Source organism: Pseudomonas antarctica (assembly GCF_001647715.1).
Lineage (GTDB): Bacteria > Pseudomonadota > Gammaproteobacteria > Pseudomonadales > Pseudomonadaceae > Aquipseudomonas > Aquipseudomonas antarctica_A.
The window spans coordinates 3,220,799-3,238,768 of sequence record NZ_CP015600.1 but is presented as its reverse complement, the minus strand read 5'-3'; the positions used below and the strand labels follow the sequence as shown (position 1 = coordinate 3,238,768).

General features: G+C 55.1%; 8 protein-coding genes. 7 read left to right on the top strand and 1 reads right to left on the bottom strand.

Going from position 1 to position 17,970, the window contains the following annotated elements; genetic code table 11:
• A complete protein-coding gene (locus A7J50_RS14600; protein ID WP_064452442.1) occupies window positions 1–765 on the bottom strand; it encodes a Crp/Fnr family transcriptional regulator in 765 nt (254 codons plus the stop codon).
• 281 nt (window positions 766–1,046) lie between these two features.
• Between A7J50_RS14600 and A7J50_RS14595 the strand changes: the two genes are divergently transcribed.
• The 7 genes from A7J50_RS14595 (at window position 1,047) to A7J50_RS14565 (ending at window position 17,471) form a co-directional block, all read left to right on the top strand.
• Complete coding sequence (locus A7J50_RS14595) at window positions 1,047–1,874, top strand: PRC-barrel domain-containing protein (RefSeq protein ID WP_064452441.1); 828 nt, start codon at window positions 1,047–1,049, stop codon at window positions 1,872–1,874.
• Entirely contained in the window at window positions 1,871–2,518 is a 648-nt protein-coding gene (locus A7J50_RS14590) for a BON domain-containing protein (protein ID WP_064452440.1), read from the top strand. Before A7J50_RS14595 ends, A7J50_RS14590 begins: the two co-directional genes overlap by 4 nt.
• A gap of 408 nt (window positions 2,519–2,926) precedes the next feature.
• Window positions 2,927–5,149 carry a response regulator gene (locus A7J50_RS14585; protein WP_237140844.1) on the top strand — a complete coding sequence of 741 codons (2,223 nt, stop codon included), beginning with the start codon at window positions 2,927–2,929 and terminating at the stop codon, window positions 5,147–5,149.
• A gap of 219 nt (window positions 5,150–5,368) precedes the next feature.
• A complete protein-coding gene (locus tag A7J50_RS14580; protein ID WP_082895889.1) occupies window positions 5,369–5,764 on the top strand; it encodes a hypothetical protein in 396 nt (131 codons plus the stop codon).
• The gene (locus tag A7J50_RS14575; protein WP_064452439.1) at window positions 5,761–7,227 is read left to right on the top strand and encodes an ATPase domain-containing protein; all 1,467 of its coding nucleotides are present in this window, start codon (window positions 5,761–5,763) and stop codon (window positions 7,225–7,227) included. The genes A7J50_RS14580 and A7J50_RS14575 overlap by 4 nt, the downstream gene beginning before the upstream one ends.
• 36 nt (window positions 7,228–7,263) lie before the next feature.
• Window positions 7,264–8,652 carry a diguanylate cyclase domain-containing protein gene (locus A7J50_RS14570; protein ID WP_064452438.1) on the top strand — a complete coding sequence of 463 codons (1,389 nt, stop codon included), beginning with the start codon at window positions 7,264–7,266 and terminating at the stop codon, window positions 8,650–8,652.
• A gap of 173 nt (window positions 8,653–8,825) precedes the next feature.
• Window positions 8,826–17,471, top strand: coding sequence for a glycoside hydrolase family 94 protein (locus A7J50_RS14565; RefSeq protein WP_064452437.1), 8,646 nt, complete (start codon window positions 8,826–8,828; stop codon window positions 17,469–17,471).
• Window positions 17,472–17,970 lie beyond the last annotated feature (499 nt).

The following is a 17,970-nucleotide window of genomic DNA, read 5'->3' as shown; positions in this document are numbered from 1 at the left end:
TCACAGAGTATGCGCTGTGACGGTTTGGCAGACATGCCTGCTCAGATGAGTTGGGTGAACATAGGGCTGCAGTCGGTCGGTCTCATGCTTGACCACCGCGTAGCACTCGCAACTCAGTGACTCAAGCCGCGGGCGATCCAGCACGGTAATTAGGCCGCGGCTATAGTCAATGACGCCAAGTTTTTGCAGCTTGCGTGCGGCTTCGGTGATGCCTTCGCGACGAACGCCCAGCATGTTGGCGATGAGCTCTTGGGTCATCGTCAGCTGGTTGCCGGATAGACGGTCCAGCGACAACAACAGCCAGCGGCACAGCTGCTGATCGATTGAGTGATGTCGATTGCAGACTGCCGTTTGGGCCATTTGAGTGATCAAGGCCTGGGTGTAGCGCAGCGTCAGCTGCAACATTTCGCCGTGGCGATTGAACTCGTCCATGAGAAACTGCGCCCTCAGCCGGTAGGCGTATCCGGCGCATTGAACGACGGCACGGCTTGAAGTGCTCTCACCGCCCATGAACAAGGCCACACCGATCAGCCCTTCATTGCCCACCACCGAAATATCTGCAGCCGCTCCGTTTTCCATGACGTAGAGCAATGAAACGATGGAGTCGGTCGGAAAATAGACATAGCGCAGGATGTCGCCGGGCTCATACAGGACTTTTCCAAGGGGAAATGACACCAATTCGAGGTGAGGGATAAGGCGACGGCGTACCTCGCTGGGCAATGCAGCAAGTAGATGATTTTTTTGGAGGCTCGGTGTCTCGGACATATCAGTAGCCTTTTGGCTGGGCGCGTCCCATCAAGGTAGCCGCGCGCCGCGCCCGTGAGTAGCCTCGGAAACTACCTAGTGGACTCATGCGAAAGGTTGGAGAAAGCGAAGGTGAGTGGTCGTCAGTGAACGGGGTCGACGTCATGGCCTCCCCCTTGGTGAGCGTGCGTCACCGCACAGACGCCAGGAGGTGCGAGGCACACAGTGCTGTTAGCCACACTCGGCATGCAGCGGTGCTCTGGGCCGAGGACATCGATCAATGCTCAACAAAGGACAGTCCTATGTTACGTAGCATGCAAGACCTGAAGGATTACACCATTGCAGCGACCGATGGGGATATCGGGGAAGTGAAAGACTTCTATTTCGACAATGAGGCGTGGGTAATCCGTTACTTCATTGTCGAGACCGGTGCCTGGTTCTTCAGCCGCAAAGTCCTCATCCCCCCCTTTTCCATTCAACGCCCCGAGTGGGAGCAGCGACGATTGCATGTCGCCATCACCCAGGAACAAGTCAAAAACAGTCCCAATATAGACACCGATAAGCCCGTGTCTCGGCAGCATGAGATGCAATACCTGAGTTACTACGGGTATCCGTACTACTGGGGGGACGCCAATATCTGGGCTGCAGGAATAGACCCAGGAGGTTTTGGGCTGCCAGGGGGCGCAGTCGGGCAAGCGGGTGCTCGCCAAGAGAATGCAAAAATAGAACGCGCGCACCATGAGGACGACGACCCTCATTTACGCAGTTGCAAAGCGATTATCGGTTATCACATCAAAGCCACCGATGGTGCAGTGGGGCATGTCGAAAGCCTGCTGATCAATGAAGAGACGTGGGCAATTCAGTATTTAGTGATCAACACCAGCAATTGGTGGATCGGGCATAAAGTACTGATTGCGCCTGAGTGGATCGACGAGATCAGTTGGGCGGACAGATCCGTTACTGTCGACCTCGACTGTGCGTCGATCAAGGCATCGCCACCCTATGAGTCGTCTCAACAGTTGAACCGAGAACGCGAGTCGAATCTATACGAGCATTACGGGCGTGCGGGCTACTGGCAGGTTGAAACCCTTGTAGCGAGACAGGTCTTCCATCCGGAGGACAAATCATGAGTGACCTTACATTACGCAGACGTATTCTGGACGAGCTGGAGTTTTTACCGCACATCGATGCAGGCGCGATTGGTGTCACCTTGGAAAACGGTGTTGTCGTGCTGACTGGCCATGTAAATACCTACGCTGAAAAAATCGCGGTTGAATGCGCCGTCCAGGCCATCAAAGGCGTTTTAGCGCTGGCCGAAGAGCTGGAAGTCCGAGTATCTGGGCTAGACGCTGTTGAAGACAGTGTGATCGCCTCGCGTTGCCTGGACCTGGTTCGCTGGAACACGACCGTTTCCGATGAGCCCATTCACATCAAGGTGCAGCACGGTTGGGTCACGATCCGGGGAAATGTCGAATGGCAATACCAGAAAGAGGCTGTACAGAGCGTTATAGAGCAATTGCAAGGCGTCTCGCGTATCGACAATTTTTTGGTCATACAGCCTAAAGAGAGTACTCAAGACATCAAAAAGCTAATCGACGCTGCTTTGATCCGAAGTGCTGGACTGGATGTAAGCAAGATTCGCGTCACTGTCCACGGCAATCAAGTGACCCTTGAAGGCACCGTTTCGCTATGGAGTGAACGTAAAGCGGTCGAACAAACAGCGTGGGCAGTAGCGGGTGTCAGTCATGTAGAAAATCACCTGCTCATCGCCTGACTCGGCACTTTATACCGTCAGGCTTCGACCGCCGGTCGGAGATTCTGAAGCTGATGCGCTAGCACTCAACACGCTCGTCTTCAACAAAGTGGGGGTAGTTTTCAAGGGGCTACCTGTTAATCGGATCCAAACGGTCCTGTAACGGCATAGCACTCCGGGCCGGGCATTGCGTATCACTCAAAGGGGTGTAGGCTCCATGTAGATGCGTTCCTTCGGAATGCTGTGATGCGGAAAACAATAATGCCTGTATGCCTTCCACTCGACGTTGGAACGGCCACGCCCAAGGAGGTTACCCCATCCCCTTCAGCCGACGCTGCAACGTTGAGCTCAACACAGGAATCTTCACCACACGTCACTAACACGCAGTCGCTTGATCAGTTGCGCTCGCTGAACAATGAGCTTACCGAGATGAACGATCAGCTTAGGGGTTCACTGGAGCAGCAGCGGGCGACCTCTCAAGTAGCGTTAAATGTACTGCACAGCACCCATATTGCAGCCATTTTGCTAGACGCCGATCTGAATATCCGCTTGTTCACGCCCGCCAGTCAGTCGTTGTTCAATATTCTAAATCAAGACATTGGTCGACCTCTCGCTGACCTTCGTCCGATGTCCACCGATATCAATTTGCTGGATGACGCCAGAACCGTCATACGCGACAGAGTTGCGCTGGAACGTGACGTCGAATCGCGCAGTGGTGTGAGTTTTACCCGCCGTATTTCGCCCTACAACCAACAAGACGATTTTGTTGAGGGCGTGGTCATTACCTTTACGGACATATGCGACAAAAAGCAGGTGGCTCAAGCTCTCGAAATCGCCACGCAGCAGGCCGAACTGGCGAGTACTGATCGCTTACGCTTTCTTGCTTGCGCAAGCCATGAACTTCGTCAGCCGTTGCAGACACTCAAGTTGTTGCAAGGCCTGTTGTTGGGATTGCTTGACGATGAGCAACCCCGAAAACTGACCGCGAGAATCGGCGAAACGGTGGGTGCAATGTCCGGCATGCTGAATGCGCTTCTGGATATCAACCACATTGAAACGGATGCTAATCGCGCCAATATTGTCAGCTTTCGCATCAGTGACTTGCTGGAGCGACTGGCTGATGAGTTCAGCTATAAAGCCGGCGCTAAAGGTTTGAAACTCAAGGTTGTACCGTGTCAGCTCATCGTGGAAAGCGATCCACGTTTGCTCGAACAAATGTTGCGTATCTTGCTGTCGAATGCACTGCAGTATACCCATGAGGGCCGCATCTTATTAGGCTGCCGCCGCCATGGAGGGTGGCTTAGCATTGAAGTCTGGGATACCGGCATCGGCATGCCCACGCCGATATTGGAATCTTACCTTGATAGCCATGCGCCTATCGCCATCTCCTCCAATCAAAACACCACCGGTTTGTTTATCGTCAAACGTTTGTGCAAGGTCTTGGGGCACCGCCTACGAGCGCAGTCGGGTAACACCAGCGGGTCAGTATTTTCCATAGATCTCACGTTTAATCGTCCGGTCATCTCGTTGCCCCCTACTCAGCCAGACGCTGATCTCAACGAGAAAAGCCAAACGCATGATGGTGAAATGGTCCTTATTATTGAAGATGATGTGGAACTGCTGGAGTTATTGGGCATTTTGCTCAAGTCCGAAGGCTACCAAGTGGAAATGGCCGTTGACGGGCTAAGCGCCCTGGAAAGCGTCACACACGGTGGTGTACAACCTGACTTGATACTTGCTGACTTTAATTTGCCGGGCTCTTTCAATGGCTTACAGGTCATCAATCAACTGCGTAAAACACTGCGTCGCTTCATGCCTGCCATCATTCTGACGGGCGATATCTCTCGTCAAACTTCCCATGACGTGGCTTTTGAGGACTGCTCTCAACTTAACAAGCCGGCGAAGCTTAAAGAAATCGTATTCGTTATTTCTTCTCTGCTTGAACAGCAGCGTTTGGCGAACGTCGAGTACGAGCAACACCCGCCAGTCGACCCTGCCGGTACAGAGGCATCGATCATATTCGTAGTCGATCGCGACGATTTTTTTCGCAATACGATCCGAAGTTTACTCGAGTCCAAAGACTATCTGGTTCGGGATTACGCATCATGTGAGGCGTTCCTGGAGGACTACTCTCCCGGCCTGCGTGCCTGTTTGCTGGTCGATGCACACCTCCCCGGCATGCAAGGTCTAGAGCTCCTACAACGGTTGAGAGGAAATGGCGATGATCTGCCAGCTGTCATGATCAGTGATAGCAGGGAAATTTCAATTGCCGTTAATGCCATGAAAGCCGGTGCCTCTGACTTCATTGAAAAACCCTTTAGTCGTAATGAAGTTCTGCACACTGTTGCGCGAGCGCTGGAGTACTCGCTGGACGCCAATAAGAAGATGGAATGGACTCAGAATGCTACCCACTGCATTGACAGCTTGACGATGCGACAACGCCAAATCATGGACATGGTGCTTGCCGGGCATCCGAGCAAAAACATTGCAGTCGAACTTGGAATCAGTCAACGCACTGTCGAGAACCATCGCGCGTCGATAATGACGCGTACCCATTCAAAATCGATTCCAGCCCTGGCGCGTATTGCACTGGCGGCAAACTCTAAGACATCGAGTAAGTCGACCTTCAAGGGCAAGCCGTTTAAAGCGTAGGTTTCGGCGTCTCGCTAATCGCGTGTCCCGGTGACCACAGTTATCGCTTGTCTTATGTACGCCAACAGACAGACGACGCACTGGCTAATCGACATTATTCCGAGCTGAATACGGGCTGCGGGGTTTTTGCCTGCAAATACACTGGCCTTTTACTAACCCGTTTGGTGCAGATGAGTGAACAAGCTCATGTCAAGTGATGAACCAAGGCGCCGCGCACCTATGCTCAAGTCAGTTAGAAAGGGTCGAGAAAACGCTGGCCAACTGACGGACGCGTTAGCGCTGACGCTGGAAGAAATACGTGCAGTGCTCACACCGATTCTTGGACCGGTGGCAGTCACTGCACTTTACCGGCGCTGCCTGCATCTATGCGCGGCTAGGCACCCCTGTTTCGAATCGATTTACAAGAACGAAGATGTCTCCATGACCCCTTCGTCTGTAAGCGTCATGTTGGCCCAGCTAAGCAGCGCCGATGAGCTTCAACTCGGTGATGTGCTGATCAACACTTTCTATACGTTGTTGGCTTCTCTGATCGGTCCCCCGCTCACAGAGCAACTGGTGGGCGATTGCACTGCCCGTGCCAGGGCCCGCAACGATCAACAGGGCGACGACACATGAGTACCAACGTTCACATTAAACGCCTATCTACCGGCGTGCCTGGGTTCAACGAAGTGCTGGGTGGCGGGCTGCCGGAATTCTCGTTCAATCTCATTGCCGGGCCTCCAGGCAGCGGCAAGACGACGTTAGCCCATCAAATGATGTTTGCATTGGCCACGGCGGAGCGCCCTGCCCTTTACTTTACAGTCCTGGGCGAACCGCCTCTGAAAATGTTGCGTTACCAGCAGCAATTTCAATTCTTCCAAACACATGCGATCAATCACTCGGTTCGCTATATCAACCTCTCTATGGACACGCTCGCCGGTGACCTTGGCGAAGTCCTCAGGCGCATCGTCGGCGAAGTCGAAACCTATAGCCCGGGGTTGATCTTTGTGGATTCGTTCCGCTCGGTTGTACTGGCAAGCCAGACTCAGGCCAATCCCAATAATAATCTCCCGCAATTTGTTCAACAGCTCGGGTTGATGATGACCAGTTGGCAGGCAACGACCTTTCTGATTGGCGAATACTTTTCGCAAACAGAAAGTAATCCCATCTTTACCGTCGCAGATGGACTGATTTGGATGGGTCAGAGTGTGCAGCGCAACTCTATGGTTCGACAAATGCAGATCATGAAAATGCGCGGGCAACCAAGCTTGCCGGGGCTGCATACTTTTCGGATCAATCAAACGGGCTTAGAGGTTTTCGCCCCCGTGCAAAACGCGGTTAAGCCGAAAGCGGCCCAACCTGCATCGCGCGCACGCCTGGGTACAGGTATCGCAGGTCTGGATGAAATGCTGGGCGGTGGTCTGCCGCAGGGCTACTCACTATTGGTCGCCGGACCTTCCGGCTCTGGCAAAACCATTTTGGCCGCGAGCTTCCTCGCCAGCGGTGCACAGCAGGGCGAGAAAGGCGTCATTGCGGTCTTCGAGCAAAGTCCCAACCGCTTGCAGAGTCCTGAACTCTTGACGCTCATCGAAAGCGACCGGGTGGGTGTAGTGGATAGCCACGCGTCTGACCTGTCCATAGATGAGATTGTGCATCGGCTGCTCGGTGAAATAGAGCGGCTTGGCGCCACACGCGTTGTCATCGACTCGCTCTCCGGTTTTGAACTTGCCCTGGCACCGACGTTTCGAGCCGATTTTCGTGAATCGCTTTCGTGCCTGGTGAGTGCCTTGAGCCAGGCAGGCGTCAGCGTACTGATGACGTGTGAGCTTGAAGACCGCTATACCGACCTGCGATTCAGCCCATACGGCACCGCCTTTATGACGGATGCCATCATCGTTCAGCGTTATATCGAAATTGACAGTCGTTTAATGCGAGTCATGGCCGTCGTCAAAGTGCGCGCCAGCGCTCACTCCGATGAGTTACGACTTTACGAGATCAGTGATGAGGGGATGGTGGTTGGTCACCCTTTGAAGAGTCACGAAGGACTGCTGGGTGGGCGACCTTCACTGATGTCGCCGCCGACACAAAAGGGTCATTGATCAGGTTCTTTCCACTAAATCTTGTTGAGATATGCCATGAAGCATACCCGTGACGCCCAACAGTTGATAGCAGCGAATGAGCAGTTAGTGCTGGGTATGCTGCGGATTCAAAGCGAGGTGCAAGCGGCCGAATATACCCTGAACGAGATCGTCCGCGCCGCCAACATAGATGAGCTGACCAACCTACCTAATCGTCGGGAACTGCGGGCGCGTCTTCAGCATGCTATTGAAGATGCTCAACTTCGCGGTCACAGCTTCGCTTTACTGTTTTTGGATTTGAACGACTTAAAGTTGATCAACGACACTTTGGGCCATCACATAGGTGACGTACTGCTAATCAAAACGGCGGGCTGCCTGACTCAGTGCGTTGAAGATGGTGACACGGTCGCTCGTTATGGCGGCGATGAGTTTGTCATAATGCTCCCGCATTGCACCTCTCGCGATGATGCCCTGAGGGTGGCGGATAAGATCATCTCGACTTTGAACGCTCCCAAGGCCATCGGTGAGCAACAGTTACGTATCAGCATCAGTATAGGCATTAGCCTTTACCCAGCCGACGGTACAGACTCACAGTCGCTGATTGATAGTGCCGATGCCGCGATGTACCGCGTTAAAAGGGACAAACCTGCCGCCTCCTCTCCCCCTCGCGGTTTGAGACAACGCATGTTGCACATGCGCGAAGCCAACGGTGCACTTGTTACCGCTGCACTCAAAGCACAACACTTGCAAACACTGGCCGAAGCCACGCTGGAACATGAGAAGTTCATTCTAGCCATGGTGGCTCATGAACTTCGCACTCCTTTGGCGCCACTTAGCCTGAGCGCTGAAATGCTTGAACGTGGCGATCAAAGAGACGTACCGAGGCTCCATGCGATTATCCACAAACAGATCGAACACCTGACACGTCTGGTAGACGATCTGGTCGATGTCACTCGAATCGGTACGGGCAAGCTCCACCTGACGCGTAAAGCCCTCGATCTCGCGGCAGTGATTCAACAAGCCGTCGATATTTGCACCCCGGCGATGAATGCCAGGTCCCAGACGCTTGAACTCAAGGTTGCACCGACAACGGCCAGGGTTGACGGCGATCATCTACGGCTCACCCAAGTGTTCTCCAACTTACTGAGCAACGCTTCAAAATTCACCCCCACGAATGGCGTCATCCAGCTATCGCTTCGGGTCGCGGGTAGATGGGCGCAGGTTGACGTCTCAGACACCGGCATTGGTATATCGGCGAACGCCCTGCCGGTCATATTCGAACCGTTTATTCAGGACGAACACACTGTGTGCGTTAATCAAAAAGGCCTGGGGGTTGGCTTGACGGTAGTGCGTGAATTGGTCGAGGCCCATGGAGGTAGCGTTGTTGCGCATAGCAAGGGATTGGGAACAGGTAGCTGTTTCACCGTCCGCCTGCCGTTGTCATAGCGCTTGGAGTACCAGGGGCAAACGAGGGCCTTCGCTATGTTCGCCAGCGAACAGACCCCATTGGCGTCCTGTCTGCACACTGCTATTGCTCAAATAGCTGTGCTCACCGAGGCACATACCAGTGTCCGGCCCCACCCTAGCCGCTGGATGGCGTGCGAGCGAACAGAGGAAATATGACAAGCAAATGGATACGCACCAAGTTGTTCCTTTCTCGATGGGTTGCCTTTTCCCGAAGCGGTAAGTTCCCCCACCTCAAGTTTGCCTACGAGCCGATTCTACGGTCCGAACTGTTCAACGCAGACCAGATGGCCAGCCACGGAATCGCCCTGGCCAAACAGCACCAGCTCAGTGCTTTGTCGTCACACGATGCGTTGCTGGGCAGGCTGGACGACAATGAGAGCTTGCTCAGCAGAAGCTGCAATGCGCTGACCCAGGCACAGTTGTCCGACCGCCGCGTCACCCCGGCCGCCGAATGGCTGCTGGACAACTACTTCCTCATTGACGATCACATCCGTACCGCTAGAAAACACCTGCCCAAAGGCTACAGCCGCGAATTACCACGCTTGACCAACGGCCCCTCTGCGGGCCTTCCCAGGGTCTATGACATTGCGTTAGAGACGATCTCCCATGGCGATGGTCGATTCGACGAGGTCAGCCTCAGGCGCTTCATCGTGGCCTATCAAACCGTCATGCCACTGGCGCTGGGCGAGCTGTGGGCAATCCCGATCATGGTGCGCCTTGCCTTGATCGAAAACCTGCGCCGGGTGGCGTCACGGGTCATGTCCAATTGGGACGACCGAAACGTGGCTGACCACTGGGCCGAGCAGTTGATCGAGATCTCCGAGCGCGATGTGAAAAGTGTGGTGCTGACCGTCGCCGACATGGCGCATTCGGCGCCGCACTTGAGCGCGGCTTTCGTCGCCGAGTTTGCCCGACGTTTGCAGGGCCAAAGTGCCGCGTTGGCACTGCCTCTGAACTGGATCGAGCAAATACTCGGTGAAACCGGCTCCAATACCGAACGTCAGGTGCAACTCGACGCGCAGCAGCAGTCTGCCGATCAAGTGTCTATCAGCAACAGCATCGCCAGCCTGCGCTTGCTGACGGCGACCAATTGGCGCGATTTCGTCGAATCGATGAGCCACGTGGAAGAGATCCTAAATCAGGACCCTGCCGGCGTTTACTCGTGCATGGACTTTGCCACCCGTGACAACTATCGCCACATTGTCGAACGGCTCGCCAGGCGCAGCCGGCACTCAGAGATACAGGTCGCTCAAACGGTCGTGGACATATCTGGACAGCCACACGCAGCAGCGCTGGACAGCGCGCTGCATAGCCACATCGGCTATTACCTGATCGGCGCTGGCGTGGGAGTGCTTGAACAAAAGCTCGCCGCAAAAGTGCCACTGGCTGAGCGCTGGAAACGCCTTTTGCAGTTCTCTCCATTGATGTTCTACCTGACACCGGTCGGCATTCTCACGCTGATCTTTGCCTTGCCGTTGCTAGCCTCTGCCAGTCGCGACGGCTTGCCCGACTGGGCGTTGGCGTTGCTTGCGGTGCCGTGCCTGATCATGACCAGCCGCCTTGCAATCAGCCTGATCAACTGGTTGGTGACGTTCAGCCTGATGCCCACGATTTTGCCCAAGATGGACTACGCACACGGTATTCCCGATGAAGCTCGCACACTGGTTGCCATACCGACACTCATCGCCACGAGAGCCGATGTCGAGGATCTGGTGGAGGGCCTGGAGGTTCGGTACTTGGCGAATCGAGACGACAACCTGTTTTTTGCCCTGCTCACCGATTTTCTTGATGCGCCGCAAGAAGTAGAGGCTCAGGACGCAGAACTGCTGACACTCGCCTCGCAGGCTATCACTGAGCTCAACGTCAAGTACGGTGACAGTGTGCTCGACCGTTTTTTCCTGTTTCATCGACCGCGTTGCTGGAACCCCGGTCAACAGATGTGGATGGGCCATGAACGCAAACGTGGCAAGCTGAACGATTTGAATGCGCTGATACGCGGAACTGGTAAAGCATGCTTCACGACGATTGTCGGTGACATACGGCCCCTGCTGTCGGTGCGTTACGTACTAACCCTCGATACCGACACATTGTTGCCACAGGATGTCGCCCGCCAATGCGTGGCGGCAATGATGCACCCGTTAAGCCGCCCCTTGTTTGATGCTTGCAAGGAAAATGTCATCTCTGGTTACGCCCTATTGCAGCCGCGCGTAGGCATCAGCCTGGCAAGCACACCGCGCACGCTCTATTCCCGCCTGTTTGGTACTGATGGTGGGGTCGACCCTTATACACGTGCGGTATCGGACATCTACCAGGACCTGTTTCACCAGGGCTCCTTCATAGGCAAGGGCATCTATGATGTGGACGCGTTCACATGCGCTCTACAGGGCTGTCTGCCGGACAACCAGATACTCAGCCACGACTTGATCGAAGGCTGTTACGCACGCTCAGGCTTGCTTAGCGATGTGCAGCTTTATGAGCAGTACCCTTCTCATTACAGTGCCGACGTCAAACGTAGGCATCGCTGGATACGCGGTGACTGGCAGTTGCTCCCATGGCTTCTCCCTTGGGCACGTAACGCAAAAGGTGAATGGGCAAACAATCGCCTGGGCGTCATGGCGCGCTGGAAGATCCTCGACAATCTGCGTCGCAGCCTGGAACCATTGGCGTTGATGTCAATGCTGGCCTGGGGTTGGTTTGCCAGCAGTGAGCCCCTGGCTTGGACGCTGACGGTGGTCGGTTTGTTGGTCATCCAGACACTGCTCAGAACCCTCACCGATGTACTGCAACCTCCGCTGAACGTGCCTTACAGGCAATACCTGAAAGCCCTCGGCGATGGGCTGGCGCAAGACCTCGCGCAAGTCTGTGCCTCCATCGGTTGGCTGCCGTTCGAGATGTACTACAGCGCAGGCGCCATTGCGCGCTCGCTGTGGCGCATGCTTTTCAGCAGACGGCTGCTGTTGCAATGGCAACCGTCACGAGAAGTTGAGCGCAGAACGGCGAATCGGCTTTGCGGGCTGTACCGCGAGATGTGGTTTGGTCCCCTGTTCGCGTTGGCCGCAGTCGCCGGTTTATGGACTGACCCAGTCAAGCTAGCGATTGCTTCCCCGCTCCTGCTGGCGTGGCTGATTGGTCCATGGATCGCATGGCGACTAAGTGCCAAGCCACAGCGTGAAGCCTTTGAACCTACGCCTGAAACGTCGCGGTTTTTGCGTGTGCTGGCGCGTCGAACATGGGCGTTTTTTGATGAGTTTGTAGGGCCGCAGGACAATTGGCTACCCCCGGACAATGTTCAAGAAGAACCTAAACCAGCGGTTGCCCACCGAACCTCCCCCACGAATATGGGCATGGCCTTGCTCGCCCACTTGGCAGCCCACGACTTTGGTTACTTGAGCACAGAACGCCTGTTGCGGCGCCTATCCGCCTCACTGGACAGCATGAATGCACTGGAACGTTACCAGCAGCACTTCTACAACTGGTATGACACGCAGACCCTGCTGCCAATGAGGCCGCACTATATCTCGACGGTAGACAGTGGCAACTTGGCTGGGTTGTTGCTGACCTTACGGGCAGGCTTGGTGCAAGTACCGAACAAACCACTCTTCGACCTTTCAGTTGTCAACGGCCTGCGCGATACCTTGAACACACTAGGTGAAATACCAGCAGCCAGCGACCTGATCAAGCCGTTGCACGCGGTATTCAAGCAAGTAGCCAAAACACCCGACGCCCCTGCCTTGCTGACCCTGTTACAGAACGCGCGAAGCATAGTCGCGGCAACACCGGCAAGTACCGAGGGTGATATCACCTACTGGCAGCAGGCGTTCACTGCTCAATGCGACGACTGGATCGCGGCGCTTGATCGCTATCAACTTCCCGCCCCTCTGATCGGCCATGAACCGCGGCGTCAAACGTTGCGGGAGCTGGCACAGCTCAACAATGATGACTGGCCCATCGAACACCATGTTCGTATTGCTGCGGTGCGTAATGCTGCGTCCGAGACCATAAACGTCCTAGTCCGGCTGATCAAGTTGACCGGCAGCCTCGCCCAGATGAATTTTGCGTTCCTCTACGACAGCAAACGTGATTTGTTCTTCATCGGTTACAACGCTGAAGAACGGCGATTGGACTCCGGCTACTACGACCTGTTGGCTTCCGAGGTACGCCTGACCAACTTCGTTGTGATCGCTCAAGGCCAAATTCCTCAGCGGGCCTGGTTTACGCTTGGGCGATTGTTGGGGGAATATGCCGGCGTGCCGACCTTGATGTCCTGGTCAGGGTCGATGTTCGAATACCTGATGCCGATGCTGGTGATGCCCAACTATGAGGGCAGCCTGCTCGACCAGACCTGCCGCGCCGCGGTGAGCATACAAATCGAACAAGGCAAAAGCCTCGGCATTCCTTGGGGGGTATCTGAGTCGGGTTACTACACCTTCGATACCCACTTCAATTACCAATATCGCGCGTTTGGCGTGCAGGCCCTTGGCCTCAAGCGCGGCCTGAGCGATGACGTAGTGATCGCACCTTACGCCAGTGCTCTGGCGCTGATGGTCAACGCTGAGGCCGCCTGCAAAAACTTGCAGCGTCTCGCTCATCAGGGCGCCGCCGGTCGTTACGGGCTTTATGAGGCCGTCGATTACACCGAAGCACGACTGCCACGAGGTCAGCGGTTTGCCCTTGTGCAATCTTTCATGGCCCACCATCAAGGAATGAGTTTGCTGGCGCTGACCAGTGTGCTGCTCAATCAGCCAATGCAGCGGCGGTTCGAATCAGACCCTACGTTGCAATCCGCCCTGCTGTTGCTGCAAGAGCGTGTGCCCAAAGCTGCAGAGCCTTACCTACAAACCGCACAACCACCCGCCTTTGATGACATCGCCCAGAGCCAGGACACCCCCTTGCGGTTATTTGCGCATCCTGGGAGCAAGCGCCCCGCTGTTCAGCTGCTGTCAAACGGCAATTATCACGTGATGCTCAGCAGTGCAGGCGGTGGCTATAGTCGTCGAAATGACATGGCGGTGACACGTTGGCACGAGGACACGACCCAAGATAACTGGGGTACTTTTTGCTATTTGCGCGACATCGCGACAGGCGAATTCTGGTCGGCTGCGTTTCAACCCACACTGCGTCGAACAGAAAGCCAAGAGGCCATTTTCAGCGATGCACGTGCAGAGTTTCGCGCGCTAGAACTGGATTACGATTCCCATATGGAAATCGTCGTTTCGCCAGAAGACAACATTGAGTTACGTCGGCTACACATCACCAATCGCGGCGCCTCTGCCCGAAAGTTCGAGATCACAACCTACGCCGAAGTCGTGCTGGCCCCGCCCGTCACAGACGCGATGCATCCCGCGTTTAGCAAGTTGTTTGTGCAGACCGAATTGCTATTGCCGCTGCAAGCTATCGTTTGCAGTCGTCGCCCTCGGTCCAGTACTGAGAGTACGCCGTGGATGTGCCACTTGCTGGCGGCCCACGGGGTGGATATCGACAATATCTCCTATGAAACCGATCGCGCCCGTTTTGTCGGTCGAGGACTCAGCCTCAGAGCACCTGCCGCTTTAGCGCCAGGGTGTGAGCAATTATCGGGAAGCCAAGGCGCGGTACTTGATCCGATTGTGTCGATCCGCTGCCGCGTCACTCTGCAAGCAGGACAGCAAGCTACTATCGATCTGGTGACCGGCGTGGCCGATAACCGCGACGGCTGTATTTCGCTGATCAATAAATACCGCGACCGCCACTTGGCTGATCGGGTTTTCGATTTGTCCTGGACCCACAGTCAAGTTCTGTTGCGGCAGCTTAACGCCTCACACTCCGACGCTCGCCTGTTTGAACAAATGGCCTCTTCGCTGCTTTATGCCAACGCCGCAATGCGCCCTGACAGCACAGTATTGATGAGCAATCGGCGCAACCAGCAGGGACTTTGGGGGCAGTCGATTTCCGGCGACTTGCCTATCGTGCTTTTGCAGGTGAAAAGCCTGGAGAACTTCGAATTGGTCCAGAAGATGATTCAGGCCCACGCTTATTGGCGTCAAAAAGGCCTGGTTGTGGACCTGTTGATCTGGAATGAAGACCAGAGCGGTTACCGCCAGCAATTGCAGGACGCGATCATGGGGCTTGTAACCTCCGGCAGCGAAGCAACATTGATGGATCGCCCCGGCGGGATATTCGCGCGTACTGCCCAGCAGATGTCGAGTGAAGATCGTACGTTGTTTCTTTCTGTCGCATGGCTGGTGCTCAGTGAAGGGTTAGGCTCTATCGCCGAGCAAGTCAACCGCCGGCGCGTGGCCCCGGTGTACGCGCCATTCGTTGCAACCCGTCAATACTTTCCCGCGCCAGCGGCAACGAGGTTGCCGCCAGACACTCGCCCTTTGTTACTGGGCAACGACTATGGCGGCTTCACAGAGGATGGCTGCGAGTATGTGATTAACACGACGGAAACCGGGCCCACACCTGCGCCTTGGGTAAACGTCATCGCGAACGCACAACTGGGCACCGTGGTGTCTGAGTCCGGGAGTGCCTACAGTTGGGCGGAAAACGCTCATGAATACCGCCTCACACCTTGGCACAACGACCCCGTCACCGACCTTAGCGGCGAAGTTATTTATGTACGCGATGAAGAGACCGGACATTTCTGGTCGGCCACGCCCAAGCCATGCCCTGCGACAGGTAAGTACGAGACACGCCACGGTTTTGGCTACAGCGTTTTCGAACATGAAGGAGATGGCATAAAGACCGAGTTGTGGGTTTACGTAGCCCTGGATGCGCCGATCAAGTTCTCACGACTGATTCTGCGCAACCTGTCCGGCCGCAGTCGAAAACTCACCGTGACGGGATACATCGAATGGGTGTTGGGCGATTTACGCGGCAAGTCAGCGATGCACGTCACGACCCAATCCGATCCGGTCAGCGGTGCACTGTTTGCCCGTAATGCTTATTCGGTCGAATTCGGTGAGCGTGTGGCATTTTTCGATACCGACGGTATTGATCACACTGTCACGGGTGATCGCGGCGAGTTCATCGGCCGCAGTGGCACGCTTCAATCTCCCGCCGCTATGCAGCACGCAGGGCTGTCCGGACGCCTCGGCGGTGGCATGGACCCTTGTGCGGCGATCCAGGTAGCGGTAGCACTTGCATCAGGAGAAAGCACGGAAGTGATTCTGCGCATGGGTGCTGAAAAAACCGGCCTCGCAGCCACCCAATTGGTACAAAACTACCGGGGTGCGCAGGTCGCAGCCACGGAATTGCAGAAAGTTCGAGAACACTGGCGTTCGTTGCTTTCGGTGATCCAAGTGAAAACGCCGTCAGCCGGTTTGAATGTCATGCTCAACGGCTGGCTGATGTACCAGGTCATCGCCTGCCGGTTCCTGGCCCGAAGCGGCTACTACCAATCGGGGGGCGCCATCGGGTTTCGCGATCAGCTCCAGGACAGCATGGCAATGATTCATGCCGACCCTGCAACCGTACGTGCTCATTTATTGTTGTGCGCAAACCATCAATTTCAGGAAGGCGATGTTCAACACTGGTGGCACCCGCCGCTTAATCGCGGCGTGCGCACGTCGTGCTCAGACGATTTCTTGTGGCTGGTGGCGGCCACGAACCGCTATATAGAAGTCACCAATGATTTATCGGTGCTCGCAGAGCCTGCCGGCTATCTGGCGGGGCGCGCACTGGACAGTGGAGAAGAGTCGTACTACGACCTGCCGGGTATCTCGGACTTGCGCGAGCCCCTCTATCGGCATTGTGTACGGGCCATCGAACACAGCATGCGTCGTGGCGAGCACGGACTGCCGCTGATCGGCAGCGGTGACTGGAATGATGGCATGAACCGCGTTGGTTACTTGGGCCAGGGAGAAAGCGTCTGGCTAGGATTTTTCTCTTGTCATGTACTCAAAGGCTTCTCCAATGTCGCCCAACAGTTCGGCGATGATGAGTTCGCACGACGCTGTGACGAACACGTCAAGCTGCTAAGCGACAGCCTAGAAAAATCAGCCTGGGACGGTGCCTGGTACAGACGTGCATGGTTTGACGACGGCCAGCCACTGGGCTCATCGGTCAACGACGACTGCCGCATCGACTCCATTGCCCAGAGCTGGTCAGTCCTGTCCGGCGTTGGTTCTCTAAAGCGCCAGCGCTTGGCAATGCAGGCGCTTGACCGGTATCTGGTGAAACCTGAAGTTCGGGCCATTCTGTTACTCGACCCGCCGTTCGACAAAGGCGTACAAGACCCCGGTTACATCAAGGGCTACGTGCCAGGTGTGCGAGAGAACGGTGGGCAGTACACCCACGCCGCAGTGTGGGCAGCCATGGCGTTTGCTCAATTAGGCGATGCTGCGAAGGCTTGGGAGCTGATCAACCTGATCAACCCTGCGACCCCTCTTAACAGTGCATGGATTGACATCTACAAAGTCGAGCCTTATGTAATGGCCGCTGATGTTTATGGTCTTGCACCCCATGCCGGGCGCGGTGGTTGGACGTGGTACACAGGCTCGGCCGGCTGGATGTATCGTCTCGGTATGGAGTCGCTGCTAGGTCTGCAGCGCAATGGAAACATGCTCAGAATAGAGCCATTGATCCCGCAGGACTGGCCCGGTTTCACGCTGACGTACCGATTCGGCTTGACTCAATACCATTTCAAAATAACCCAAGGCATCACCGGACTCACTTCAATAACACTGGATGACAAGCACGTTGAAGGAGGCGCACTCATGCTTATCGATGACGGCGTGGAGCACCAAGTTCACGTCGAGTGTCGTTCTTCCGTATCGGGGTTGCATGAGGTCGAATATGCGAACGCCGACGATGAGTAGATCTTCTTTGACTGACGCCCTCTTCAGAGAACCTTGATTGCCAGATCACTTACGATGGTCGTTTTCCAACCTAATTAGCAAAGACCTGTTCAACGTCGACACCCCATTGCGTGGATCTCGCTCATCAGAATCGCGGTGTTCGGGCAGTTTGAGGCAAATGTGCGTGATCTTCCGTGATCAATCAAAGCGATGAAAATTCTGCCGGCCACTGACAAGATCGCGCTGCTACTCTTAGCTTTGCGCACTCAGAGAAAAAGGGAGTTTGATTGGTGAAAATCGTTTTAGAGTGTCCAAATTGTGGAATTGAGGGGTTAGCAGTTTTCCAGCGTCACAAGTCAGTTTCAAAGAGAAGAAAAAACTCTACCAACAGCAAATGTAGTAACTGCGCATACACTGAGCGCCTTGCAGACTCATTCAAACGAATTGAGTCAAATATTTCAAATGCCGTAGAAGACGAACTCAATACGTTGAATCTTCCCTAAGCCCTGATGCTTTTTTT